The 23,751-nt window shown below is 69.9% G+C and carries 21 protein-coding genes and 2 pseudogenes; 12 read left to right on the top strand and 11 right to left on the bottom strand.

Translation table 11 applies throughout. The features are described 5' to 3' along the window. Window positions 1-2: 2 nt before the first annotated feature. Entirely contained in the window at window positions 3-419 is a 417-nt protein-coding gene (locus tag AC5Y4Q_RS19945) for a BlaI/MecI/CopY family transcriptional regulator (protein WP_064920551.1), read from the bottom strand. A gap of 124 nt (window positions 420-543) precedes the next feature. Between AC5Y4Q_RS19945 and AC5Y4Q_RS19940 the strand changes: the two genes are divergently transcribed. After that, the gene (locus tag AC5Y4Q_RS19940; RefSeq protein WP_064920552.1) at window positions 544-954 is read left to right on the top strand and encodes a PaaI family thioesterase; all 411 of its coding nucleotides are present in this window, start codon (window positions 544-546) and stop codon (window positions 952-954) included. A 16-nt stretch (window positions 955-970) separates the two neighbouring features. Here AC5Y4Q_RS19940 and AC5Y4Q_RS19935 read toward each other — a convergent pair whose 3' ends face one another. Both AC5Y4Q_RS19935 and AC5Y4Q_RS19930 read right to left on the bottom strand, forming a co-directional pair. Further along, entirely contained in the window at window positions 971-2,365 is a 1,395-nt protein-coding gene (locus tag AC5Y4Q_RS19935) for an NAD(P)/FAD-dependent oxidoreductase (RefSeq protein ID WP_064920553.1), read from the bottom strand. A gap of 107 nt (window positions 2,366-2,472) precedes the next feature. Then, window positions 2,473-3,144 carry an SDR family oxidoreductase gene (locus AC5Y4Q_RS19930; protein WP_064920554.1) on the bottom strand — a complete coding sequence of 224 codons (672 nt, stop codon included), beginning with the start codon at window positions 3,142-3,144 and terminating at the stop codon, window positions 2,473-2,475. Window positions 3,145-3,325: 181 nt separating this feature from the next. Between AC5Y4Q_RS19930 and modA the strand changes: the two genes are divergently transcribed. The 7 genes and pseudogenes from modA (at window position 3,326) to AC5Y4Q_RS19895 (ending at window position 8,324) form a co-directional block, all read left to right on the top strand. Continuing rightward, the gene (gene modA / locus AC5Y4Q_RS19925; RefSeq protein WP_499960096.1) at window positions 3,326-4,090 is read left to right on the top strand and encodes a molybdate ABC transporter substrate-binding protein; all 765 of its coding nucleotides are present in this window, start codon (window positions 3,326-3,328) and stop codon (window positions 4,088-4,090) included. A 4-nt stretch (window positions 4,091-4,094) separates the two neighbouring features. Continuing rightward, a complete protein-coding gene (locus AC5Y4Q_RS19920; protein WP_065019511.1) occupies window positions 4,095-4,883 on the top strand; it encodes an ABC transporter permease in 789 nt (262 codons plus the stop codon). Window positions 4,884-4,945: 62 nt separating this feature from the next. After that, window positions 4,946-5,374, top strand: a pseudogene (locus tag AC5Y4Q_RS19915) (ATP-binding cassette domain-containing protein); the annotation flags it as partial. Then, window positions 5,360-5,992 (top strand): TOBE domain-containing protein, encoded by a 633-nt coding sequence (locus AC5Y4Q_RS19910; protein ID WP_499960113.1) that lies wholly within the window; start codon window positions 5,360-5,362, stop codon window positions 5,990-5,992. The pseudogene AC5Y4Q_RS19915 and the gene AC5Y4Q_RS19910, both read left to right, overlap by 15 nt. Window positions 5,993-6,028: 36 nt before the next feature. Further along, window positions 6,029-6,931, top strand: coding sequence for an alanine and proline-rich secreted protein Apa (locus AC5Y4Q_RS19905; RefSeq protein ID WP_499960095.1), 903 nt, complete (start codon window positions 6,029-6,031; stop codon window positions 6,929-6,931). A 34-nt stretch (window positions 6,932-6,965) separates the two neighbouring features. Continuing rightward, window positions 6,966-7,262 (top strand): GlsB/YeaQ/YmgE family stress response membrane protein, encoded by a 297-nt coding sequence (locus AC5Y4Q_RS19900; protein ID WP_064920558.1) that lies wholly within the window; start codon window positions 6,966-6,968, stop codon window positions 7,260-7,262. A 33-nt stretch (window positions 7,263-7,295) separates the two neighbouring features. Next, window positions 7,296-8,324, top strand: coding sequence for a zinc-binding alcohol dehydrogenase family protein (locus AC5Y4Q_RS19895; protein ID WP_499960094.1), 1,029 nt, complete (start codon window positions 7,296-7,298; stop codon window positions 8,322-8,324). Between the two features lie 22 nt (window positions 8,325-8,346). On the opposite strand, the gene AC5Y4Q_RS19890 is transcribed toward AC5Y4Q_RS19895, so the two are convergent. The 3 genes from AC5Y4Q_RS19890 to AC5Y4Q_RS19880 are packed head-to-tail and all read right to left on the bottom strand — an operon-like array spanning window position 8,347 to window position 11,986. Continuing rightward, window positions 8,347-9,114: a CPBP family intramembrane glutamic endopeptidase gene (locus tag AC5Y4Q_RS19890; RefSeq protein WP_064920560.1), complete on the bottom strand. Its 768-nt coding sequence runs from the start codon at window positions 9,112-9,114 to the stop codon at window positions 8,347-8,349. 59 nt (window positions 9,115-9,173) lie between these two features. Beyond that, window positions 9,174-9,575, bottom strand: coding sequence for an MmpS family transport accessory protein (locus AC5Y4Q_RS19885; protein WP_065019513.1), 402 nt, complete (start codon window positions 9,573-9,575; stop codon window positions 9,174-9,176). Window positions 9,576-9,580: 5 nt separating this feature from the next. Then, complete coding sequence (locus AC5Y4Q_RS19880; protein ID WP_064920562.1) at window positions 9,581-11,986, bottom strand: phosphoketolase family protein; 2,406 nt, start codon at window positions 11,984-11,986, stop codon at window positions 9,581-9,583. A 39-nt stretch (window positions 11,987-12,025) separates the two neighbouring features. On the opposite strand from AC5Y4Q_RS19880, the pseudogene AC5Y4Q_RS19875 reads away from it, so the two are divergent. Then, a pseudogene (locus AC5Y4Q_RS19875) lies at window positions 12,026-14,416 on the top strand (CoA transferase); the annotation flags it as partial. A gap of 193 nt (window positions 14,417-14,609) precedes the next feature. Continuing rightward, complete coding sequence (locus AC5Y4Q_RS19870; protein WP_064920563.1) at window positions 14,610-16,088, top strand: acetyl-CoA acetyltransferase; 1,479 nt, start codon at window positions 14,610-14,612, stop codon at window positions 16,086-16,088. A 15-nt stretch (window positions 16,089-16,103) separates the two neighbouring features. Here the strand turns inward: AC5Y4Q_RS19870 and AC5Y4Q_RS19865 are convergent, their stop codons facing one another. From AC5Y4Q_RS19865 to AC5Y4Q_RS19855, 3 genes are all read right to left on the bottom strand, one after another. Continuing rightward, the gene (locus AC5Y4Q_RS19865) at window positions 16,104-17,336 is read right to left on the bottom strand and encodes an NAD(P)/FAD-dependent oxidoreductase (protein WP_499960093.1); all 1,233 of its coding nucleotides are present in this window, start codon (window positions 17,334-17,336) and stop codon (window positions 16,104-16,106) included. Between the two features lie 62 nt (window positions 17,337-17,398). Continuing rightward, window positions 17,399-18,034, bottom strand: coding sequence for an HhH-GDP family DNA glycosylase (locus AC5Y4Q_RS19860; RefSeq protein ID WP_499960092.1), 636 nt, complete (start codon window positions 18,032-18,034; stop codon window positions 17,399-17,401). A gap of 55 nt (window positions 18,035-18,089) precedes the next feature. Then, window positions 18,090-19,907 (bottom strand): NAD-binding protein, encoded by a 1,818-nt coding sequence (locus tag AC5Y4Q_RS19855; protein WP_499960091.1) that lies wholly within the window; start codon window positions 19,905-19,907, stop codon window positions 18,090-18,092. 168 nt (window positions 19,908-20,075) lie between these two features. Here AC5Y4Q_RS19855 and AC5Y4Q_RS19850 point away from each other — a divergent pair, with 168 nt between their 5' ends. Then, window positions 20,076-21,554 (top strand): sensor domain-containing protein, encoded by a 1,479-nt coding sequence (locus AC5Y4Q_RS19850; protein WP_499960090.1) that lies wholly within the window; start codon window positions 20,076-20,078, stop codon window positions 21,552-21,554. 8 nt (window positions 21,555-21,562) lie between these two features. On the opposite strand, the gene AC5Y4Q_RS19845 is transcribed toward AC5Y4Q_RS19850, so the two are convergent. Then, window positions 21,563-22,795: an alpha-hydroxy acid oxidase gene (locus AC5Y4Q_RS19845; RefSeq protein ID WP_064920568.1), complete on the bottom strand. Its 1,233-nt coding sequence runs from the start codon at window positions 22,793-22,795 to the stop codon at window positions 21,563-21,565. A gap of 26 nt (window positions 22,796-22,821) precedes the next feature. Between AC5Y4Q_RS19845 and AC5Y4Q_RS19840 the strand changes: the two genes are divergently transcribed. Further along, window positions 22,822-23,289, top strand: coding sequence for a DUF1810 domain-containing protein (locus tag AC5Y4Q_RS19840; protein WP_064920569.1), 468 nt, complete (start codon window positions 22,822-22,824; stop codon window positions 23,287-23,289). Here the strand turns inward: AC5Y4Q_RS19840 and AC5Y4Q_RS19835 are convergent. Further along, window positions 23,211-23,751 (bottom strand): deaminase (locus AC5Y4Q_RS19835; protein ID WP_499960089.1); only part of this gene is annotated, 541 nt, incomplete at its 5' end. The two genes, AC5Y4Q_RS19840 and AC5Y4Q_RS19835, sit on opposite strands and share 79 nt — an antisense overlap.

The raw sequence follows: 23,751 nt of genomic DNA, 5'->3' as shown, positions 1-23,751 counted from the left end.
CCTCAGGAGGGGGGTCGGCCGCCAGCGGGCAGCCCCACGCGGTGCTTGGCTTCCAGCTCGTCGAGCGCCCGGCGCAGCGCCGCGGCCTCGTCCACGCCGACGCGTTCGACGAAGTGCACCAGCGCCGCCCGGCGGTCACCGGAATCGGCGGCCTGATCGAGAGCCTCGACCATCAGCCCGGCGACCAGCTCATCGCGGCCCCGGACCGGTGCGTAGCGGTGCGCGCGGTCATCGCGGATCTGCGACACCAGATTCTTCTTGGCCAGCCGCTGCAGGACGGTCATCACAGTGGTGTAGGCCAGGTCTCGCCGCGCGGACAGCGCTTCGTGGACCTGGCGCACGGTCTGAGCCTCGGGCGCGGACCACAGGTGGTCCATCACCGCTCGTTCCAAATCCCCTAAGTGGGTCTGCTTCGCCATGTGGTAATCAACTCCCTGGGCAACGGAGCAAGCCTACCCTTAATTACTACCGGCTGTCGTATGGGCAGCTGTGGGTCTGCTGGGGCGTGCCGGCGGCCCGGGAACCGTCGTGTAGAACCATGGCATGGCTGCCAGCGGATTCCCGCCCTCCTACACCGCGCCCTTCGACAACGAAATCGGCCTGGTCTTCACCGAGATCAGCCCCGACGGTGCCTGCGCCACGCTGGAGTTGCGGCCCAAGCTCTGCCAGCCCGCCGGGATCGTGCACGGCGGGGTGTACTGCTCGATCGTCGAAAGTGTGGCCAGCGTCTCAGCACACACCTGGCTGAACTCCGGCGGCAACGCCGGCGGCACCGTGGTCGGGGTCAACAACAACACCGACTTTTTGCGGGCGGTCTCGGCGGGAACGGTGTTCGCCGCGGCCACCCCGATCCATCGCGGGCGCCGCCAGCAACTGTGGCTGGTGACGATCACCGATTCCGGCCAGCGGGTCGTCGCCCGCGGCCAGGTCCGGCTGCAGAACCTGCCCGCCTGAGTCTCGTCGGCCGCCGCTAACTAACGGCGCGTTCGGCGCCGCGCTGCGCCTCGGCCGCCAGCACTTCGAGCTGTTCCAGGCGGGTCCGGGCGAATGCCTGCTGCTCGGTGATGGTGAGCTGGCCGCGGCGGGTGCTCAGGAACGTCACGTTCCACGACAGCAGCGTGCTGATCTTGTTCTTGAACCCGACCAGGTAGATCAGGTGCAGGCCCAGCCAGGCCAGCCAGGCGAGGAAACCGCTGAACTCCAGCGGCCCGATCTTGGTGACCGCCGAGAACCGCGACACGGTGGCCATCGAGCCCTTGTCCAGGTACTGGAACGGTTCCCGATCGGCCGGGTCAGCGCCGCCGAGCTCGGCTTTGATGGTGTTGGCGGCGTGCTTGGCGCCCTGGATGGCGCCCTGCGCCATGCCGGGGACGCCGTCGACGGCCGCCATGTCACCGACGACGAAGACGTTCGGGTGGCCCGGCACCGACAGGTCGGGCAGCACCTTGACCCGCCCGGCGCGGTCGAGCTCGACCCCGGACTGCTCGGCGAGGTCACGGCCCAGCGGGCTGGCCGACACACCGGCGGACCACACTTTGCATTGCGATTCGATCCGCCGGATGGTGCCGTCGGAGTCCTTGACGGTCAGCCCGTTGCGGTCGACATCGGTGACCATGGCGCCAAGCTGGATCTCCACACCCATCTTCTGCAGCCGCTCGGCGGCCTTGCGACCCAGCTTCTCACCCATCGGCGGCAGCACGGCCGGAGCGGCGTCGAGCAGGATCACCCGCGCCTTGGTCGAGTCGATGTTGCGGAATGCGCCCTTGAGGGTGTAATTGGCCAATTCGGCGATCTGCCCGGCCATTTCGACCCCGGTGGGTCCCGCGCCGACCACGGTGAACGTCAGCAACTTCTCCCGCCGGGCGGCGTCGCGGGACCGCTCGGCCTGCTCGAAGGCGCTCAGGATGCGGCCGCGCAACTCCAGGGCGTCGTCGATGGTCTTCATGCCCGGGGCGAACTCGGCGAACTGGTCGTTGCCGAAGTAGGACTGCCCGGCGCCCGCCGCGATGATCAAGCTGTCGAACGGGGTGTCGTAGGTGTGGCCAAGCACCTCCGAGGTGACGAACTTGCCGTCCAGGTCGATGCGCGTGACATCGCCGAGCAGCACCTGGGCGTTGCGCTGCTTGCGCAGCACGACACGAGTCGACGGCGCGATCTCACCTTCGGACAGGATCCCGGTCGCAACCTGGTACAGCAGCGGCTGGAACAGGTGGTGGGTGGTGCGGGCGATCAACTTGACGTCGACGTCGGCCCGCTTGAGTTTCTTGGCCGCGGTCAAGCCACCGAATCCGGAGCCGATGATGACGACCTGGTGGCGTCGGCTCTGCTGCGTGACTGGCGCAGTGACTTCTGGCTGGGCACTCATGGGAATCCGGTTGCTCCTCGACGGCGACTGCGTTCACAAATACGCTAGTCGACCCGGTTGGCGGTCACCGCATTCGCTGGTTGTGGGATTAACCACTCGGCGCGGCCTCAGCCGAACTGCGCCAGCGCTCCATGACTGACGTGCAGGGTCTGGCCGGTGATGTGGCGGGCAGCCGGCGTGGTCAAGAACACCGCCAGGCGAGCGATCTCGGTGGCCGCGGTGGGCGGGACACCGGTGAGCCCGTCGTAGCCCGGGCGCGCGCCCGCACCGGCGGCGACCACGTTGACGGTGATCCCGCGGGTCCCGAACGCGGTGGCCTGACCGGCGGTCCAGTTCGACAGCGCGGCCTTGACCGCCGCGTCGGCACCGCCGTCGCGGGGGTTGTCCGGCACCACCGACACGATCGAGCCGCCCGAGCGCAGGTGATCGCCGATGGTCGCGACCGTCAGAACCGCCGAGAGCACCGTGGCGTCCAGGGCGTTGCGCCAGGCGGCCGCCTGGTCGGCCAGCGAGTAGGCGCGCGGGTCGCCGCCCTGCCAGCGCGGTGCCGGGACGTTGACAATGGTGTCCAGGTGGTGGGGGAACAGGCCGCGGGCTTGCAGCAGGCTGGCGGGATCGGTGTTGTCGCAGACGACGGCGTTGGCGTCGAGTTCCTTGGCGGCGACTTCGAGTTCGGGACCGCGCATACCCGCCAGCGTCACTTTGTGGCCGGCTTCGGTGAAACCTTCGGCAACGGCGCGACCCAGCTCGGTATCACCACCGGTGACCAGCACATCCATCGGTAGGACCTCCTCGTGTTCGCAGCTATGTTACTGGACGGTAGCCGGTTTTCGAGCCGGAGGCGGGACTCGGCACAGACACGATCCGGCCACGGTCTGTGAATAACGGCCACTCGCCCGGACCCCGGACCCCGCCGCGCCCGGCTTCGCCGCGCTTGCGATCGCCGCTAAAGTGCGAGCCATGTGGCGAACCCGGGCGGTCTCCGGTGCGGTAGCGGTCATGCTGGCGGCGGGGTCGACGGGCCTGACCGGCTGTAGCTCCGGCCCCGCCACGCCGTCGATCACCGTGTTCGCCGCGGCGTCACTGCGGCCGGCGTTCACCGAGATCGCCGAGCAGTTCAAGACCGACCACCCCGGGGTGGAGGTGAAGTTCAACTTCGCCGGCTCCTCGGACCTGGCCACCCAGCTGACCCAGGGCGCCGTTGCCGACGTGTTCGCCTCGGCCAACACCGCACAGATGGACAAGGTCGCCCAGGCCGGCCTGCTGGACGGGCCGGCGGTGCCGTTCGCGTCCAACACCCTGGTGATCGTCACCGCCCCCGGTAACCCGCGCGCGGTGCGGTCCTTCGCCGATCTGGCCGGACCCGGCCTGGCCGTGGTGGTGTGCCAACCGCCGGTTCCGTGCGGGGCGGCGACCCACAAGGTCGAAGACGCCGCCGGGGTCCGGGTGAACCCGGTCAGCGAGGAATCCGACGTCACCGACGTGCTCAACAAGGTCACCACCGGCCAGGCCGACGCCGGTGTGGTCTACCGCACCGATGCGCTCAACGCCGGCGACAAAGTGGCCACCGTCGAGTTCCCGGAGGCGGCCGGGGCGGTCAACACCTACCCGATCGGGGTGCTCAAAGCGGCCGCGCAACCGGGCCCGGCCCAACAGTTCGTCGACCTGGTAACCGGCGCGGCGGGGCAGAAGATCCTGCACGCGGCCGGCTTCGGCAAGCCCTGAGCCGGTGCACCGGCCGAACGACCTGCCGGGCTGGGTCTACGTGCCCGCCGCGATCGGCGCCGCGTTCGTGGTACTGCCCCTGGTGGCGATCGCGGTCCGGGTCGACTGGCCGCATTTCTGGACGCTGATCACCAGCCCGTCCGCGATGACGGCGCTGCTGCTCAGCCTCAAGACCGCCGCGGCCAGTACCGCGCTCTGCGTGGTGCTGGGCGTGCCCATGGCGCTCGTCTTGGCCCGCAGCCGGGCCCGGGTGGTCCGGCTGTTGCGGCCGGTGGTGCTGTTGCCGCTGGTGCTGCCGCCGGTGGTGGGCGGCATCGCACTGCTGTACGCGTTCGGCCGACTCGGCCTGCTGGGGCGCTACCTGGAGGCGGCCGGGATCCACATCGCGTTCACCACCACCGCGGTGGTGCTGGCGCAGACCTTCGTGTCGCTGCCGTTCCTGGTGATCGCGCTGGAGGGTGCGGCCCGCACCGCCGGCGCCGACTACGAGGTGGTGGCCGCCACCCTGGGGGCCCGGCCGAGCACCGTGTGGTGGCGGGTGACGCTGCCGCTGCTGACGCCGGGCCTGATCTCGGGCGCAGTGCTGGCGTTCGCCCGGTCGCTGGGCGAGTTCGGGGCGACCCTGACCTTCGCCGGCTCTCTCGAGGGCGTCACCCGGACGCTGCCGTTGGCGATTTATCTGCAGCGGGTGACCGACGCCGACGCGGCGGCGGCGATGTCGCTGTTGTTGGTGGCGGTGGCCGCGGTGGTGGTGCTCGGGCTGGGCGCTCGCCGGCTGGGCGGCGTCTGGTGACCGCCATGGTGGACGGGCTGACGGTGCATGCGGTGGTGGCCGAGCGGGGCCTTGATGTGCGGCTCACGGTTGCCCCCGGTGAGGTGCTGGCCGTCCTCGGCCCCAACGGTGCCGGCAAATCCACTGTGCTGCACGTGATCGCGGGGTTACTGCAGCCCGACGCGGGTGTGGTGCGCGTCGGGGACCGGGTGCTGACCGACACCGAGGCCGGCGTGCACATCGCCACCTGCGACCGCCGGGTCGGGCTGCTGCTGCAGGATCCGCTGCTGTTTCCGCACTTCAGTGTGGCGGCCAACGTGGCATTCGGGCCGCACAGCCGGCGTCGCTTCGGCCGCCGGCAGTCCGCCCGCGCGGCGGCGGCGCCGTGGCTGGGGGTCGTCGACGCCGCAGAGCTGGCCGACCGTCGACCGCGTCGGCTCTCCGGCGGGCAGGCACAGCGGGTGGCCATCGCCCGTGCCTTGGCCGCTGAACCCGAGGTGCTGCTGCTCGATGAGCCGCTGGCCGGGCTCGACGTGGCCGCCGCGGCCGCGGTGCGCACCGTGCTGCGCGAGGTCATCACCACCGCCCACCGCACCACGGTGCTGGTGACCCACGACCTCCTCGACGTGTTCGCGCTGGCCGATCGGGTAGTGGTGCTCGAGGCGGGCCGGGTCGCCGAGATCGGCGGCACCGCCGAGGTACTTGCCGCGCCCCGCAGCCGATTCGGCGCGCGGATCGCCGGGGTCAATCTGGTGGCCGGGGTGATCGACAGCGACGGCGTGCTGGGCACCGCGTGGGGGGATCGGTGGCACGGAACCGCGGAGGACGGCCTGGCCGCCGGACACCCGGCCGTCGCGGTCAGCAGCCCGCAAGCGGTTGCGGTATATCGCGAGCCACCGTCGCACGGCAGTCCGCGCAATCTGATCGAGCTGACGGTGGCCGAACTGCAGGCCCGTGGCAGTGCCGTCCAGGTCCGGGGTCCCGACCAGCCGGACGGGACTCCGGGGCTGGCCGCCGACATCACCGCCGATGCCGCTGCCGAGCTGCGGCTCGCACCGGGGCAGGTTGTCTGGTTCGGTGTCAAGGCGCAGGAGGTGACGCTGCGCGCGACACACCCCGGCGTGGATTAACTTGCGTACCGGTGCGGACGCGGTAGTTTTTCTGCCATGAAGCAGGTGGACCTGACCTCCGTGGCCCACAAGGGCATCCGTGCGGTGGCCGCGACGACGTGGGCCGCCGCGACCGCCGGTGCGCTGGCGTTCGCGATGGCGTCGCCGGCCTATGCGGACCCGGTGCCGCCACCGCCTCCTCCTCCGCCGGCCACCGTCGACGCCCCACCGGTTGACGCCCACAACCCGCCGGTCGACGCGAACGCGCCAGCGCCGGCCGCCGAGCCGGGTGCACCCGAGGTGGGCCGGGTCGACGACGTGGCGGGCGGCTTCAGCTACGTGCTGCCGGCCGGCTGGCTGCAATCCGATACCAGCCACCTCGAATACGGGTCCTCGCTGCTGAGCAAGAAGACCGGCGAGCCGATCCTGCCGGGGCAGCCGGCGCCGGTGGCCAACGACACCCGGATCGTGCTCGGCAAGCTCGACCAGCGGCTCTACGCCAGCGCCGAGACCGACAATGCCAAGGCCGCCACCCGGCTGGGATCGGACATGGGCGAGTTCTTCATGCCCTACCCGGGGACCCGCGCCAACCAGGAGAGCACCCCGCTGGCCGGGGGCGGTCTGACCGGCAGCGCGTCCTACTACGAAGTCAAGTTCACCGACCCCGCCAAACCGGTCGGCCAGATCTGGAGCGGCGTGATCGGCGTGCCGCCGGCAGACGGCAGCACCGGCGCGCAGAGCGAGCGGTGGTTCGTGGTGTGGCTGGGGACCGCCAACAACCCGGTGGACCGCGGCGCGGCCAAGGTACTGGCGGAGTCGATCCGACCGCTGGCGGCTGCTCCGGCTGCTCCGGGTGAGCCGGCGCCTGCCCCGGCTCCCGGTGTCCCGGGCGCGGTACCCGCGCCCGCGCCGGCGCCGGCGCCTGAGCCCGCTCCGGCGCCGCCGGCTCCGGCGGCCTGAACCCAGCTGATTCGGGCCCCGGCTCGTTAACCTGATGCCCATGGCCGGAAGCTATCTCGCGGCACTGTCCACACCGACCTCGGTGAGCTGGCTCGCCTATATCGTGATCGGCGGGATCGCCGGGTGGCTGGCGAGCCGCATCATGAACCGTGGCGCTTCGGGCATCCTGCTCAACATCGTGATCGGGGTGATCGGCGGGTTCCTCGGCGGCATGCTGCTCGGCTGGTTCGGTGTCGATGTCGAACATGGCCGCCGATGGTTCACGTTCTTCGTCTCCCTGGGCGGGGCGATCGTCTTGCTGTGGATCGTCGGTCTGGTCCGCCGGACGTAGCCATCGCCGCCTAGGGCGCGCACCATGGGCGGTATGGCTTCGCAGCTCACCGGTGCGTCGATGCATGCCTGGCGGGTGCAGCGGCCCGGGCCCATCGCCGACGCGCCATTGCGCCGCGTCAGCACCGCAGTACCCCGACCGCAACCCTCGGAACTGCTTGTGGCGGTACGCGCCTGCGGGGTGTGCCGCACGGATCTGCACGTCGTCGAGGGTGACCTACCGGTCCACCGGCCCGGCGTGACTCCCGGTCACGAGGTGGTCGGTGAAGTCGTCGAGGTCGGCGTCGAAGCCGATGACGACTTCGCCGTAGGCGACCGGGTCGGAATCGCCTGGCTGCGGTATACCTGTGGGTCCTGCCGGTTCTGCCGCCGCGGCGATGAGAACCTCTGCCCGCAGTCCCGCTACACCGGCTGGGACGACGATGGCGGGTACGCCGAATTCGCCACCGTCCCCGCGGCATTCGCCCATCACCTGCCCGGTGGCTACAGCGACAGCGAATCGGCGCCGCTGCTGTGCGCGGGCATCATCGGCTACCGCGCGTTGCTGCGCGCCGACCTGCCGCCCGGCGGCCGGCTCGGCCTCTACGGTTTCGGCGGCAGCGCGCACATCACCGCGCAGGTCGCACTCGCCGGCGGCGCCGAGGTGCATGTGATGACCCGCGGTCACCGAGCCCGGGAGCTGGCGCTGGAGTTGGGTGCGGCCTCGGCGCAAGGGGCGACCGACCCGCCGCCGGTGCCGCTGGACGCGGCGATCCTGTTCGCTCCGGTCGGCGAGTTGGTGCCGCCGGCCTGCCAGGCCCTGGATGCCGGCGGCAGCTGCGTGATCGCCGGTATCCACCTCAGCGACATCCCGCCGCTGAACTACCAGCGCGACCTGTTCCGCGAACGCCAGATCCGGTCGGTGACATCGAATACCCGCGCCGACGCCCGCGAATTCCTCGACTTCGCCGCCACCCACCACATCAACGTGACCACGCCCGAGTATGCGCTGGGTGAAGCGGACCGGGCGCTGGCGGATCTCGAAGCCGGCCGGATCGCCGGTGCCGCGGTGTTGTTGGCGTAAACCGTGGCTAGCCCCGCCGGGTTTATGCAGACAGCTGCCACACCAGTGCGGCGGCCAGTGCGCCCACCCCGTTGAGCGACCAGTGCAGCGCGATCGGGGCGATGAGACTGCCGCTGCGCCGGCGCAGCCAGCTGAACACGAAGCCGGCCGCACCGGTGGCCAGCACCGCCAGCGTCACGCCGGCCAGCATGCCGAGAAAACCGCCCCCGAACAGCCGGGTGAAACCGACGTTGCTGCTGGTGAGCCCGAGCGAGGTGGCGACATGCCACAACCCGAACAGCAGCGAGCCGGCCGCGGCGACACCGCGGAAACCCCAGGCCCGGTGCAGGGCGCCGTGCAGCACGCCGCGGAACGCCAACTCCTCGGGGATGACCGTCTGCAGCGGGATGACCAGCATCGACGCCACCACGGCGCCGGAGACGGTGGCGTAGTGGTTGTTCAGGAACATTGGCCGGGTCCAGGGCAGCAGGGCGCCGACGGCGATCACCGACACCACCACCAGCACCGCGGCCAGCGCATAGCCGATCCCGGACTTCCAATGCGCGCGGCTCAGGCCGAGTTCGGCCCAGCTCAGGCCGTTGCAGCGGACCAGGGCGACCAGGCCGACAGCGGTCGCGGGGACGGTGGCGACAGCCGCCCATGGAGTCGTGAAATGCGCGACCAGATTGGCCAGCGCCAAAACCACCACGACGACGGCGACGTCGACGAACGCGCGAAACTGGTGCAGCGCCGAGAGTTGTGACACCAACGGATGCCGCCCCCCGGGCGCCGCGAAGTCGTGGCCAGGCATTGGACGGGATTCTACCCGCGGCCTGGCGATGGCGTCGTCTCGTCGGTGACGGCCGGTTGTTATCGGGGCCCGTGGGTCTCGCACAGCACCCGCGCCGGGTCGCCGGTCGCGGTGTTCTGGCTGACCACCTTCCCGTTGACGCGGACCGTGCAATTCAGCGTCCCGGGCCCGGCGCTCTGGGCGCTCAGCGAGTAGGAGGCGGGGCTGGCCATGTTCGTCATCGACCCGGTCAGCTGAATCGACCAGGGCAGCGAGACGTTGGTGGCGTGCGCCTGACCGTTCTGAGTCTGGTAGGTGACGTACCCGGCGACGCCGGTGCCGCTCAGGTCGTAGCGGACCGGCACCTTGGTGTGGTCGGGTGTGGCGCCGGCCGACGGGACGCCGGTGAACGCGGCCGATGCGACCAGGGCGCCGCCCAGCAGCGACATCGCCTTGCGGGCCGGGGACGGGTGAGCAGTCATGGGCGTCACCTTATCTCGCCGTCGGCGTCGGATACGCCCGTTCGCCACCTCCAGTCGGCGATGCGGGGATCGTCCTCGCCGTGCTCGCGGGTGTAGAGCCGGGCCGCCAGCCGGGCGTCGACCATCTGCTGGCGCAGCACCGCGCTGCGCTCGGCCAGGCCCGGTACCCGATCGATGACATCCATCACCAGGTGGAAGCGATCCAGATCGTTGAGCATCACCATGTCGAACGGTGTCGTGGTGGTGCCGCGCTCGCGGTAGCCGCGCACATGCATCTGGTCGTGGTTCGTCCGCCGATAGGTGAGCCGGTGGATCAGCCAGGCGTAGCCGTGATAGGCGAAGATCACCGGCTTGTCGCGGGTGAACAGGGCATCGAATTCGTTGTCGGGCAAGCCATGTGGATGCTCGGTCGCGGGCTGCAGCCGCATGATGTCGACCACGTTGACCACCCGCACAGCAAGATCGGGTAACTGCCGGCGCAGGATGTCGGCGGCAGCCAGCGTCTCCAACGTCGGGACGTCGCCAGCGCAGGCCAGCACCACGTCCGGTTCACCGGTGGCAGTGCCGGCCCAGTCCCAGATGCCCAATCCGCGGGTACAGTGCGCCACCGCGTCGGCCATATTCAGATAGGCCAGGGCCGGCTGCTTGCCGGCGACGATCACGTTGACGTAGTTGCGGCTGCGCAGGCAGTGATCGGCCACCGACAGCAGGGTGTTGCCGTCCGGCGGTAGATAGACCCGCACCACCTCCGGGCGTTTGTTGGCCACCAGATCGATGAACCCCGGGTCCTGGTGCGATGCCCCGTTGTGGTCCTGGCGCCAGACGTGGGAGGTCAGTAGGTAGTTCAGCGAGGCGATCGGCCGTCGCCACGGCAGCTCGCGGCTCACGGCCAGCCACTTGGCGTGCTGGTTGAACATCGAGTCGACGATGTGCACGAACGCCTCGTAGCAGTTGAACAGGCCGTGCCGGCCGGTCAGCAGATAGCCCTCCAGCCAGCCTTGGCAGAGGTGTTCGGACAGCACTTCCAGAACCCGCCCGTCGGGGCCGACGTGGTCATCGCCGGGCTCGGTCGCCGACAGCCAGACCCGGTCGGTCGACTCGAACACCGCCGAGAGGCGGTTCGAAGCCGTTTCGTCGGGACCCATCAACCGGAACCGGTCGCGGTTGCGGTCGATGACGTCGCGCAGGAACGCCCCCAGCACCCGGGTGGCCTCGTGGGTCTCGGCCGCGGGCCGCGGCACCGGCACGGCGTAGTCACGGAAGTCGGGCAGGTCCAGGTCGCGCAGCAGCAGCCCGCCATTGGCGTGCGGATTGGCGCTCATCCGGCGATTCCCGCGCGGGGCCAGCGCCGCCAGCTCGGGCCGTAGCCGACCGGAATCATCGAACAGCTCCGCGGGGCGGTAGCTGAGCAACCATTCCTGCAGCTGCCGGCGGTGCTCGGGGTTGGTGCGGGTCTGGGCGAGCGGGACCTGATGCGCCCGCCAGGTGCCCTCCACCTGCTTGCCGTCCACTTCGGCCGGCCCGGTCCAGCCCTTGGGTGTGCGCAACACGATCATCGGCCACACCGGCCGCAGGGCCGAGCCGTCGGCGCGCGCGGTGCGCCGGATCGCCGCGATGTCGTCGAAGGCATCGTCGAGCGCGGCCGCGAGCAACCGGTGCACGATGGCCGGGTCGTCGCCGGCGACGGTGATAGGCCGGTAGCCGTACCCGCGCAGCAGCGCCTCCAACTCCGACTGCGGGATTCGGGCCAGCACGGTCGGATTGGCGATCTTGTAGCCGTTGAGATGCAGGATGGGCAGAACCGCGCCGTCAACGGCGGGGTTGAGGAACTTGTTCGAATGCCAGCTGGCCGCCAGCGGCCCGGTCTCGGCCTCGCCGTCGCCGATGACGCAGGCCACCACCAGCTCGGGGTTGTCGAAGGCCGCGCCGAACGCGTGCACCAGCGCGTAGCCCAGCTCACCGCCCTCATGGATGGAGCCCGGCGTCTCGGCGGCGACGTGGCTGGGTATGCCGCCGGGAAAAGAGAACTGCCGGAATAGTTTTCGCAGTCCGTCGGTGTTCTCCCCGATACCGGTGTAGACCTGACTGTAGGTGCCTTCCAGGTAGGCGTTGGCGACCAGCGCCGGCCCGCCGTGGCCGGGGCCGGTGACGAAGATGATGTTCGCGTCCCGGTCGCGGATGATCCGGTTCAGGTGGGCGTAAAGCAGATTCAGCCCGGGCGTGGTGCCCCAGTGCCCCAGTAGCCGCGGCTTGACATGCTCGGCGGCCAGCGGCTCGGTCAACAGCGGGTTGTCCAGCAGATAGATCTGGCCGACCGACAGATAATTGGCGGCACGCCAATAGGCGTCGATGCGTGCCAGTTCGTCGTCGGAGAGCGTGGGCGGTGCCGTCGTCGTGGTCTCTGCACTCATCTCTGCGATTGTCCGCGTCGAAGCCGAACCGCGGCAACCATTCAATACCCTGGCAGAGTGCTGCTGGAATCGGTTCGCGTCCTTGATCTGGCCGGTGGTGACGCTGACGCGGTCACCAGGTTGCTCGCTGACCTGGGAGCCGACGTGCTCAAAGTGGAACCCCCGGGCGGCAGTCCGGCGCGTACCGCCCCGCCGCTGTTGGGCGGCGTGAGCATCGCGTTCGCGCTGCACAACGCCAACAAGCGAAGCCTCACCCTGGATCCCGCCGATGAGGCGGACCGCCGCCGGTTCGACGAGCTGGCGGCGACGGCCGACATCGTGGTGGACAGCGGCCCAGCCGACTTCGGGACGTCGCATTTCGGCACCTCGTGTGCGGAACTCGCTGACCGGTTCGGCCATCTGGTGACGATGTCAGTCACCGACTTCGGGATGAGCGGGCCGCGTTCACACTGGCGGGCGACCGATGCGGTGCTCTACGGCCTTTCGGGTGCGCTGTCGAGGTCCGGGCCCACCAGCGGAACGCCGGTGCTGCCGCCGGACGGGATCGCCTCGGCAACCGCGGCGGTCCAGGCCGCCTGGGCCGTGCTGGTCGCCTATTACAACAGGATGCGTTGCGGCACGGGGGATTACATCGACTTCGCCCGCTTCGATGCGGTGGTCACGGTGCTCGACCCGATATTCGGCGCCCAAGGCCAGGTCGCCGCGGCCCGCCGCGGGCCGAGCCGCTGGCGCGGTCGGCCCCGCAACCAGGACGCCTACCCGATCTATCCGTGCCGGGACGGCTACGTGCGGCTATGCGTGATGTCGCCACGCCAGTGGCGCGCCCTGTGGGCCTGGCTGGGGGAGCCGGCCGAGTACGCCGATCCCCGATTCGGGGTGATCGGCGAGCGCTTCGCGGTCTGGCCGCAGATCAGCATGCTGGTCCGCGAACTCTTCGCCGACCAGGATATGGCTGAGCTGGTGGCGGCCGGGCAGGCCCGCGGCGTGCCGATTGCCGCCGTGGGCGAACCGGCCCAGGTGCTGGCCGGCGAGCACTTCGCGGCGGCCGGGGCCGCGGTCACAGCCGAGCTGGCCCCGGGAGTGCCGGCGCTGATCCCGACCGGCTATTACGTGGTCGACGATCACCGGGCCGGGTTTCGGACCCCGGCCCCGGTGATCGGTGCCAACGACACCGGCTGGCTGACCGAATCGGCGCCGGTTCCGGTTCCCGATGCGGCCGCCGCGATCGGTTCGTCGCCGTTCGACGGCATCCGGATCGTCGACCTGGGCGTCATCGTGGCCGGCGGCGAAACCAGCCGGCTCTTCGGCGACCTGGGCGCCGAGGTCATCAAAGTGGAGAGCGCGGCCTACCCCGACGGCCTGCGGCAGACCCGCGCCGGATCGGCGATGAGCGAATCATTCGCCTGGACGCACCGCAACAACCTGGGCTTCGGATTGGATCTGCGCAGCCCGGCGGGCAAGGAGATCTTCGGCCGCCTGGTCGGCGGCGCAGACGCGGTCTTCGCCAACTTCAAACCGGGAACACTTGCCGCCCTAGGGTTTTCCTATGACGCCCTGCGGGGTATCAACTCTCGGGTGGTGCTCGCCGAGAGCAGCGCGTTCGGGGAGACCGGACCGTGGAGCGACCGGATGGGCTACGGGCCGCTGGTGCGCGCTACCACCGGCGTCACCGCGCTGTGGAAAGCGCCGGCGGGCACCGCGGGCACACCCGATACGGGACGCCATCCGTTCTACGACGCCACCACCGTCTTCCCCGACCACGTGGTCGCGCGGGTCACCGCGATCGGGGCGCTGGCCGCGCTGATCTCCGCCCGGCGCACCGGTGCCGGTGTCCACGTGCACGTCTCGCAGGCCGAGGCCGCCGTCAACCAACTCGACACCTGCTACGTCGCGCGGGCCGCGGGAGCGTCAGTAGCACCGGATACCGCGGTGGACTTGGTCTGCCCGTGCGCCGGCGACGACGAATGGTGCGTGGTCTCGATCCGCACCGACGACGACTGGCACCGCCTCACAGCGGCTTTCGACGACGAGGGGTTGGCAGCCGATCCGCGGTTCGGTACCGGTGCGGCCCGCACCGCGCACCGCACGCAGCTGGTGGAGCAGCTGAGTCGGTATACCGGCCGGCGCACCCCGGCCGACGTCGGGCAGCTGCTGCAGGCGGCCGGGGTGGCGGCCGCTCCGATGAACCGCCCGCCCGACATCGCCGAAGATGCGCAACTGGCCCATCGCACGGTCTTCGCCGACATGACCCATCCGCTGATCGAGCACCCCCTGCCCGCTGAGACCGGCCCGGCACCGTTCCGCAACATCCCGGCGGCCCGGCAGCGGCCGGCTCCGTTACCCGGTCAGGACACCCGCGCGATCTGCCGACGCGTGCTCGGACTCGACGACGACCAGACGGAGCGGCTGATCGCCGAGGGCGTGCTGTTCGCCGGCGGTTCAGCGAGGCTCGACGAAGGAGAGGCGAAGCTGGGACCGCCGCAGGAACCCGGCGGTTCAGCGAGGCTCGACGAAGGAGAGGCGAAGCTGGGACCGCCGCAGGAACCCGGCGGTTCAGCGAGGCTCGACGAAGGAGAGGCGAAGCTGGGACCGCCGCAGGAACCCGCCGGTTAGTCTTACGCCCATGCCCGTCGACCCCCGGACACCGGTGCTGATCGGCTACGGCCAGATCAATCATCCCGACAGCAGCGATCCCGTCGAACCGGTCGACCTGATGGCGGCGGCGGCGCGCCGAGCCGCCACCGAGCGGGTGTTGCGCGCCGTCGACTCGATCCGGGTGGTGAACCTGTTCTCGGCGCGCTACCGGGACCCGGGTCTGCTGCTCGCCCAGCGGATCGGGGCCGCGAACCCCACCACCCGCTACAGCCCCGTCGGCGGCAATGTGCCGCAGTCCCTGGTGAATCGGGCCTGCCTGGACATTCAGGCCGGTCGCGCCGGGGTGGTGCTGCTGGCCGGTGGTGAGATGTGGCGCACCCGGACCCGGCTGCGGGCCGCCGGCGGCAAGCTCGGCTGGACACGCCAGGACGAGACCGTCGCGATCGCCGAATGCGAAGGCGAGGACGTGCCGTTGTCGGGTCCGGCCGAGGAGCGCATCGGCTTGGACCGGCCCGCCTACGTCTACCCGCTGTTCGAGCAGGCGCTGCGCATCGCCACGGGCGAGAAGGTGGATGCCCATCGCCGGCGCATCGGTGAACTGTGGTCGCGGTTCAATGCGGTCGCCGTCGACAACCCGCACGCCTGGATCCGCGAACCCGTTGGCGCCGAAGACATCTGGCAGACCGGACCGACGAACCGGATGATCAGCTGGCCGTACACCAAATTGATGAACTCCAACAATATGGTCGACCAGGCCGCCGCGCTGGTGTTGACCTCCGTTCGAGTCGCCACCGAGCTGGGGGTTCCCTCGGAGCGCTGGGTCTTTCCGCAGGCCGGCACCGACGCCCACGACACCTACGCGGTCGCCGAACGGGCCGAACTGCACCGCTCACCGGCGATCCGGATCGGCGGGGCGCGGGCGTGCAAGCTGGCCGGCGCGGACGCGATCGCCGACATCGACTATGTGGACCTGTACTCGTGCTTCCCGTCGGCGGTGCAGGTGGCCGCCAACGAGCTCGGATTGCCCACCGACGACCCCGGCCGGCCGCTGACCGTGACCGGCGGACTGACCTTCGCCGGCGGGCCGTGGAACAACTACGTGATGCATTCGATCGCCACCCTGGCCGAACTGCTGATCGCCAACCCCGGTCGGCGCGGCCTGATCACCGCCAACGGCGGCTACCTGACCAAGCACAGCTTCGGGGTGTACGGCACCGAACCGCCGGAGTCCGGATTCCGCTGGGAGGACGTGCAACCCGAGGTGGACGCTCACCGCACGCGACCGGCGGCCGCGCAGTGGCGGGGGACCGGTGCGGTCGAATCGTGGACGGCACCGTTCGACCGCGACGGGCGCCCGCAGCAGGTGTTCCTGGCGGTCCAGACCCCCGAGGGCAGCCGGACCCTGGCGGTGATCCGCGAGCCGGACGTCGCCGCAGCAGCCGTGCATGAGGACATCGCCGGGGCCGCGGTCGACGTGCGCGAGGACGGCACCGCGGCGCTGCGGTAACGCGGGCGTTGTTGCTCAGCTGGACAGGTCGCCCAGCGGCACCTCGGGATCGGCCAGCCGGTCGGGATCGACGGGCGCCTGCGTCCGGATCAGGGCCTTGATGTCGTCGAGGCCCTCCCAGATATTGACGTTCATCCCGGCCAGCACCCGATTATCCCCGCCGAGCCAGAAGCTGGTGTACGCACGGGCGTCGGTGTCGCCGCGGAACACCACCCGGGCGTAGTCGGGCGCGTGGCCGACGTATTCCATTCCGAGGTCGTACTGGTCGGTGAAAAAGTAAGGCAGTTCGGCATATTCGGCCGCTTCGCCGAGCATGTCCGCCACCGCGACCGCGGGTTGCTTGAGGGCGTTGGCCCAGTGTTCGGTGCGGATCCGAGTATCCAGCAACGGATGCTGTGCGGCGGCGATGTCACCGACCGCGTAGATGTCGGGATCGCTGCTGCGCAGGCTCGCGTCCACCAGCACTCCGCCGTCACCGGTGGCAAGGCCGGCTTGTTGGGCCAGTTCGATGTTCGGCTGGGCGCCGACGGCCACCAGCACCGCGCCCGCGCTGATCTGCGAGCCGTCGGTCAGCCGCAGGCCGGTGGCCGCACCGCCTTCGGTGGTGATCTCCGCGACGGCCGATCCCAGGCGCAGGTCGACGCCGTGCTCGCGGTGCAGGCCGGCGAAGACGGCACCGTTCTCGGCGCCCAGGCTGGCCAGCAGCGGCAGCGCGGCGGTCTCCACCACCGTCACGTCGACGCCGCGCTGCCGGGCACTGGCGGCCACCTCCATGCCGATCCAGCCGGCGCCCACCACCGCCAGTGAGCTGCCCGCGGCCAGTGCGGAATCCAGTGCCGAGGCGTCATCGACCGTGCGCAGATAGTGCACGCCGTGGGCGTCGGCGCCTGGAATCGGCACCCGTCGTGAGCGCGAACCCGTCGCCAGCAGCAGCTTCTGGTAGCCCAGGCTGGTGCCGTCGGCCAGGCCGATGGTGTGACCGGCCGGATCCAAACTCACCACCCGGGCACCGAGCCGCAGATCGACACGGTCGCCGCGGTACCAGTCCTGAGGGTGCACGGTGAAGTCCCCGAGCGTCTTCTTGCCGGCCAGGAACTCCTTGGACAGCGGCGGGCGCTCGTAGGGAAGCTGCTGCTCCTCACCGAGCAGCACGATGGGTCCGTCGAAGTCCTTGTCGCGCAATGCTTCGGCGGCCTTGGCGCCGGCCAGGCCGGCGCCGACGATCACGAATGGGGTTGATGCCGACACGAGATCCTCCGCTCTACGCGACGTCATCAGCCACCCTACCGGCGATACCGGCAGGTGTCGGGTCAATCGGTGAGCCGCTCGCGGACGTCGGCGTCGATGGAGTAGCGCACCAGCGCGGCGGCGAGCTCAGCATTGCGGCCACGCGACAGCGCACCGAGTTCCTTTGCGTCACCAGGCAACCCGAGGTCGCGTGCGGCAGCCAGCGCCAGGTCGTCGAAGGTGGACCGGGCCCAGGGCCAGACGTCTTGGACCTCCCGGAGGAAGATGCTGGCGCCGGTATCGCCGATCCCTTTGAAGCCCTTGAGCAGCTTGACGGCTACCTCCACGTTGCGCCCGCTTCGCTCGGCCAGCAGCCGCAGATCACCGCGGTAATCGCGCTGCACCGCTTCGGCGATCTCGACCAGCCGCGTGGCCGAACTCTCGTCGTAGCGGCGGTAATGGGCGCGGCCCATCGCCTCGATCATGGTGCGGCGATCGGCCTCAAGGACCTTGTGCGGGGTGCGCAGACCGCTCTTGAACAGCTCACGCGCGGCCCGGGCCGCGATAGCGGCATCGATGGGCTTGCTGGCGAGCATGCACAGGGTCAGCAGTTGAAACAGCGGCATCGGCTGATTGCGCAACCGGATGCCGGCCTCCTGCGCGTAAGTCTTTCCCGCCCCCCGGAGCAGCCGGCGCACCAGTTCCTGGTGGCTATGCACCGCGCGGGAATACCCGCCTCGGTCGCACGGCAAACCCGCACGGCGCGCCCGCCGGTCAGCGGGCCAGGTCGCAAGCCGGATACCTCGGCGCCGTCTGGGCGACGTCGACGATCTCCAGACCAACGGCGGCCAGCATCTCGGGGATCGCCCGTACGAAAATGCGATCCACCTCCGCGACCTCGAAGGGCAGGTCTTCCATCGGCACCAGATGCGGGTCCTTCTTGAGCGCTCGGTCCTCTTCGCCCAGAGTCCATCCCGCGGCGAGCTTTTCTTGCATCCACCGGTCGTGCTCCATGGTGCCCAACTTGTCCACCTCGGCGTCGGTGAACCGGAAGTCCTTGGCCTGCCAGTTGCGTAGCGGCGCGATCACACAGCCGATGCTGCGGAGCTTCACCCCGATGTGGCGCGCCTGGGCCCGACAAGAGTCCTTCAGCGCGTCCGCCAGTTCCGACCACGGTGGCGGCGTGGCAGTGCCCTGGGGCTGCATCAGGCAGTAGCGCCGGTGAATTTCGTGGGCGACGGCTTCCAGGGATCCGCCTTCGACTAGTTCCACGGTGCAGGTCTCCTGCAGGGTCCGGAACACCGTGACACTGCCCCCGCCGAGCACCGCCTTCTCCTCAAGCAGTTCGGCCACACCGTAGGCTCGCGAGATCGTCGTGACGACCGGAACCGCGTCGGGCAGCGCCCGGCGCAGGTTCAGCGCCGCCTCCACGTTGCGCTCGTCGCGGTAGCCGGTCACGTAGGCATGGGTGATCGGCCGGTCGGTTTCCTGCGCCAACTGGTCGATGTCGCGCATCGAGGGCGAGCAGCAGTTGAATTCGCAGATCTCCTGCAGGGCCGGGTGTTGGGCGATCAGGGCGGCCACCTGGTCAACGGCATGGTCATCGATCACCGTCACCAACAGCGGCTGGTCATCGGGGCGTTCGTCATGCCAGTGTCGGGCCGCCTGGAAGACCACACCCGATCCGATTCCGTCGAGGTGGGCGACCGCGATGTGCGGGCGCCGCGTGCCCTGCACCGGGTGCTTGTCCAGCAATAGCCGGGCACCCACGGCGTCGATGTTGAAGAAGTCGATGACCGACTGGTCGTCACCACGATTGAACTCCGCGATCCGCAGCAGCACGCACAGACCGGGGTCGTCGATACGGGCCAGACAGCGCAGGACGTGCCCGCCCGCGCGGCCCAAAATCCGTCCGGAACGCGCGGGCCGGTCCGCCAATCGGCGTGCCAGCGCAAGGATTTCGGTGTTGGCGACACTGTCGGATGTCACCGCGAGTAACCGGGCGGCTCGCCGGACGCCGGCCGATTCCAGGGTCGCGCTCAGCTGCGCGTCTCCGATGACGACCGGAAACCCCCAGTTGCGGCAGGTCCTGATCCGTGGATTGGCCTCGTCGGATTCGATCACGACCACCCGGTAGCCGGCGGCGCGCAAGTTGCGGACGAACTCGAATCCGGCATAGCCCAGTCCGCAGACCACCACATGCCCCTGCTTGAACGGGATCAGCAACTGCTGTACCCGGTCACGGAACACCGAGACCAGCGCGATGAGCGCTGCCCACCCGGCCACGACCGGCGCCAGGAAGCGGGCGATGTCCAGTGCGAGGCCGACGTGGTTCTCCGGTTGGGGAGCAGCGTGCAGGAAGAACAGCTTGACTGAGCCGTAGACCGCATCAGAGATCGAATGGTCGCCGCCGGCATACGAACCGTAGCCCCACATTCCCAGTGCGAAGGCCGCGATTCCGGCCGGTATCAGCAGCCAGTACCAGTGCGGATCGGTGAGGCCGGTCAGTAGCTTGTGCTGAAAAGTCGCAGGCGGCGGTGTTTCGCGGCCCAGCCCAGGTGGGGCTCCCGACTCGGCCGCGGAACCGCTCATCGACGTTGCTCCTTCCGTGCCTGCCGACGGGCCGGACGCCCGTCGCGCAGACACCTATCCTCTCGTACACTAACCCGGACACCCGCGGATCGTTGCCGACCATCGGTCTTGCTATACGGAGATTTTTCGGTTCGCTTTCGGAGTGCACGGGGGCCCGGAGAGGGAATCATGTTGTTTGTCAGTTACGCCAGCCAGGATCGGGCAATGGTCGATCCCCTGGTTGCGGTCCTGCGCCGCGGTGAGCAGCAGGTGTGGCTGGACGAGGAACTGGGCGGCGGCGAAGCGTGGTGGCAGACGATCCTGGAGCGCATTCGGAGCTGCACGGTGTTCGTCGTTGCGCTGTCGAACAACTCGCTGAGATCCAAGCCCTGTCAGGCGGAGCTGGCTTACGCGCGGGCGCTACTCCGGCCGGTGCTGCCGGTGCAGATCGGCCCGGTCGACAGTGTGCGGGTCACACCGCTGGCTGCGACCCAGATCATCGACTACCGGCACCGCAATGCCAGTGCCGATGCCCGGCTGGTCGCCGCCCTGCACAGCCTGTCGCGTCGTGCCGTGCCGCTGCCCGCGCAGCTACCGGAAGAGCCGATGGTGCCCTTCGCCTATCTGATGCGGCTCTCCTCCGACCTGTCGGGCCCGGAACTGAGCTACCGCAAGCAGGCCGAGTTGGTGCTCGAGCTTCGTTCCCGGCTAGACGAGGACTGCCACGATCCGACCGTGCGCAACGACATCATCCAGTTGCTGTGCCGGCTGCGCGACCGGCCGGACGTCACGGTGCGCACCCGTGCTGACGTCGACGCCGTCCTGGCCGCCAACGATCCGAGCTTCACCGCGGCCACCGTCGGGCTGCCGGTCGCCGCGGTAACCGGTGCCCGTCCGGCGACCACCCGGCTGTCGCCGGGGGCATCGGCTGGTGCAGATGCGCAAGCTAGCGCTGCCCGCCGCTGGCGGCTCGGGCGGTGGACGAAGACGAAGGTCGTGGTCGCCGGTGCTGTGGTGGGGGTCGCGGCCGTGGGCGCGATGGCGGCCCAGATCACCCGGACGCCGTCGGAGCCGGCCGCACCGGTCTTGGCCGACGACAGCGACGTCGAGGCCGCGATGGCCACCCCCGGCATGGTGACCGTGCAGCAAGACCTCGAGGCGTTCAAGCCGGGCAGTTCCATCGACGTGTCGCGGCCGGAGTGCCTGGGTGTGCTCTATCCGGGTGTGGATCAGGTGTATCAGGGCAGCCAGGCTCAGCGGGCGGCGTGGAAGGTGCTGGAGGAGCCGGGCGGTCTGCAGCGCGCCGGGGTCAACGGCCGGCCCTTCGTGGACCAGGACATGGTGGTCTTCGCCCCGAATTCCGGTGGCGCTGCGGCCTTCGTCGAGCAGTCGGTAGCGAAATGGCGGGGCTGCGTGGGCCAGAGGGTCACCGTGAGCTACCCCGACCACAACACCTACAGCTGGACCGTCGGCGACGAGGTGGGCGATGCGCCCCGGATCTCCCAGACCTACACCCTGGACCCCGACGGCTACACCTGCCAGCGGGTGCTCAATGCGGTGGACGACACGGTGATCGATGTCAAGGCCTGCGGCGAGCACATCACCGACCAGGCGGGCGTGCTCACCGACATGATCGCCGCCTTGGTGACGCGGGCACCGTCGTTCTGAGCGTGGCGCTAGCGGCCGCGCGGAACCAACCGTTGCAGCTGGGTGACATGCTGCGGTGCGAGCTCCGCCAGCTCGCGGACACCAAGCAGCCGCATGGTGCGGCGGATCTGTTCGGCGAGGATGTCGATGACGCGGTGCACCCCGGCTTGCCCGCCGGCCATCAGTCCGTACAGGTAGGCCCGCCCGATCAGGGTGCACCGGGCGCCCAGCGCGACGGCGGCGACGATGTCGGCGCCGGACATGATCCCGGTGTCCAGCAAGATCTCGGTGTCCGCCCCGACTTCGCGCGCCACCTCGGGCAACAGCTGGAAGGGGACCGGCGCCCGGTCGAGCTGGCGGCCACCGTGGTTGGACAACACGATGCCGTCGGCGCCGAGGTCGACAACGGCGCGGGCGTCGGCGAGGGTCTGAATGCCCTTGACGACGAAGCGGCCGGGCCACTGCGACCGCACCCAGGCCAGGTCGTCGAAGGTCATGCTCGGGTCGAACATGGTGTCCATGTATTGGGCGACGGTGCCCGACCACCGGTCCAGCGACGCGAAGGCCAGCGGCTCGGTGGTCAGCAGGTCGAACCACCAGCCCGGGTGGACGGCCGCATCGGCCACCGTGCGCAGCGTCAGCGCCGGGGGGATGGTCATGCCGTTGCGGGTGTCGCGGTGCCGCGCCCCGGCGACCGGGCAGTCCACTGTCGCCAGCAGGGTGTCGTAGCCGGCGTCGGCGGCACGGCCCAGCAGGGCCATCGACCGGTCACGGTCGCGCCACATGTAGAGCTGAAACCAGCGGCGCACACCGGGGGCGGCCGCCGCGACCTCTTCGATGGAGGCGGTGCCCAAAGTCGACAGCGAGAACGGGATGCCGGCGGCTTCGGCGGCCCGGGCGCCGGCCAGCTCGCCTGCGGTGTGCATCAGCCGGGTAAAGCCGGTGGGCGCGATCGCGAACGGCAATGCCACCGGCGCCCCGAGCACCTCGCGGCCGGTGTCGACGGCTGAGACATCGCGCAGGATCGCCGGATGAAACTCGATGTCGCGGAAGGCTTGACGCGCCCGATCCAGCGAGATCTCGTCCTCGGCGGCACCGTCGGTGTAGTCGAACGCGGCCTTGGGGGTGCGTCGTTCGGCGATGCGGCGCAGATCTTCGACGGTCAGCGCGGCAGCCAGCCGCTGCGCGGTGCGGTTCAGCCGGGGCCGGCGGAACCGGATCAGCGGCGCGAGGTCGTGAACTCGGGGAAACCGTCGTTGCATCCTCGAACTGTGCCACGGTTGAACCCATGGCGAGACATCCCGATCCGTTCAGGCTGCAGCGTTTCGTCGACGCCCAGGACAGCGTCTACGACACCGTGGTCGCCGAGCTGCGGGACGGACGCAAGCGCAGCCACTGGATGTGGTTCATCTTTCCGCAGCTGGCCGGTCTGGGCAGCAGCGCGATGGCACAGCGCTACGGCATCGCGTCGCTCGCGGAAGCCCGCGCCTACCTCGATCACGAGCTGCTCGGCCCGCGGCTGCGCGAATGCACGCGGCTGGTCAATGCGGTGCGCGGCCGGTCGATCCAGGAGATTCTGGGGCGGCCCGATGACCTCAAACTGCGCTCGTGCATGACGTTGTTCGCCCGGGCCTGCCCCGGTGAGCAGTGCAGCGACTTCCGCGCGGTGCTGGACCGCTATTTCGGTGCAGCGGAGGATCCGGTGACCGTGGACCGACTTGACGGATCCGACTCGGAGCCGCCGCGGCGCGGGTAGCGGGCGCGAAACAGCGCCTTCAAGTCTTCTTCGAATTCCGGTGCCGGTCCGTCGACCACCGCTGTGGGTGCGACGGCGGTGATCGGCAGCGGAGCCACCGGCGCCGCCGGCGCGTGCAGCTCGGTCAGCCACTCGGTCAATTGGGCTGCCGACGACGCGTAGACGATCCGGCCCAATCCCACCCTGGCGTGGGCCGCCGCGCACATGGCGCAGTGCTCGCCGGAGGTGTAGACGGTGGACCCGATACGTCGGTCCGGCGGCAGGTGGGCCACCGCCCACTGAGCGATGGCCAACTCGGGATGGCGGGTGGGATCGCCCTCGCCGGCCCGGTTGCGGTCCTCGAAGAGCACGGTGCCGTCGGCGCCGACCAGCATCGAGCCGAACGGATCGTCGCCGCGGTCCAAAGCCTCGCCCGCCAATTCGACGCAGCGGGCCAGATACTCCCGGTCGGCCTCGCTGACT

It is taken from the genome of Mycobacterium sp. NGS16, assembly GCF_059813225.1.
This window is presented reverse-complemented; position numbering and strand designations above follow the sequence as displayed.

Excerpts from the sequence above, each read along its gene's own strand:
- AC5Y4Q_RS19905 (WP_499960095.1), top strand. The coding sequence starts at position 6,029 with ATGAAGCAGGTGGACCTGACCTCCGTGGCCCACAAGGGCATCCGTGCG.
- AC5Y4Q_RS19880 (WP_064920562.1), bottom strand. The coding sequence starts at position 11,986 with ATGAGTGCAGAGACCACGACGACGGCACCGCCCACGCTCTCCGACGAC.
- AC5Y4Q_RS19890 (WP_064920560.1), bottom strand. The coding sequence starts at position 9,114 with ATGCCTGGCCACGACTTCGCGGCGCCCGGGGGGCGGCATCCGTTGGTG.
- AC5Y4Q_RS19930 (WP_064920554.1), bottom strand. The coding sequence starts at position 3,144 with ATGGATGTGCTGGTCACCGGTGGTGATACCGAGCTGGGTCGCGCCGTT.
- AC5Y4Q_RS19940 (WP_064920552.1), top strand. The coding sequence starts at position 544 with ATGGCTGCCAGCGGATTCCCGCCCTCCTACACCGCGCCCTTCGACAAC.
- AC5Y4Q_RS19895 (WP_499960094.1), top strand. The coding sequence starts at position 7,296 with ATGGCTTCGCAGCTCACCGGTGCGTCGATGCATGCCTGGCGGGTGCAG.
- AC5Y4Q_RS19945 (WP_064920551.1), bottom strand. The coding sequence starts at position 419 with ATGGCGAAGCAGACCCACTTAGGGGATTTGGAACGAGCGGTGATGGAC.
- AC5Y4Q_RS19900 (WP_064920558.1), top strand. The coding sequence starts at position 6,966 with ATGCCCATGGCCGGAAGCTATCTCGCGGCACTGTCCACACCGACCTCG.
- AC5Y4Q_RS19885 (WP_065019513.1), bottom strand. The coding sequence starts at position 9,575 with ATGACTGCTCACCCGTCCCCGGCCCGCAAGGCGATGTCGCTGCTGGGC.
- AC5Y4Q_RS19855 (WP_499960091.1), bottom strand. The coding sequence starts at position 19,907 with ATGAGCGGTTCCGCGGCCGAGTCGGGAGCCCCACCTGGGCTGGGCCGC.
- AC5Y4Q_RS19935 (WP_064920553.1), bottom strand. The coding sequence starts at position 2,365 with ATGAGTGCCCAGCCAGAAGTCACTGCGCCAGTCACGCAGCAGAGCCGA.
- AC5Y4Q_RS19850 (WP_499960090.1), top strand. The coding sequence starts at position 20,076 with ATGTTGTTTGTCAGTTACGCCAGCCAGGATCGGGCAATGGTCGATCCC.
- AC5Y4Q_RS19870 (WP_064920563.1), top strand. The coding sequence starts at position 14,610 with ATGCCCGTCGACCCCCGGACACCGGTGCTGATCGGCTACGGCCAGATC.
- AC5Y4Q_RS19840 (WP_064920569.1), top strand. The coding sequence starts at position 22,822 with ATGGCGAGACATCCCGATCCGTTCAGGCTGCAGCGTTTCGTCGACGCC.
- modA (WP_499960096.1), top strand. The coding sequence starts at position 3,326 with ATGTGGCGAACCCGGGCGGTCTCCGGTGCGGTAGCGGTCATGCTGGCG.
- AC5Y4Q_RS19845 (WP_064920568.1), bottom strand. The coding sequence starts at position 22,795 with ATGCAACGACGGTTTCCCCGAGTTCACGACCTCGCGCCGCTGATCCGG.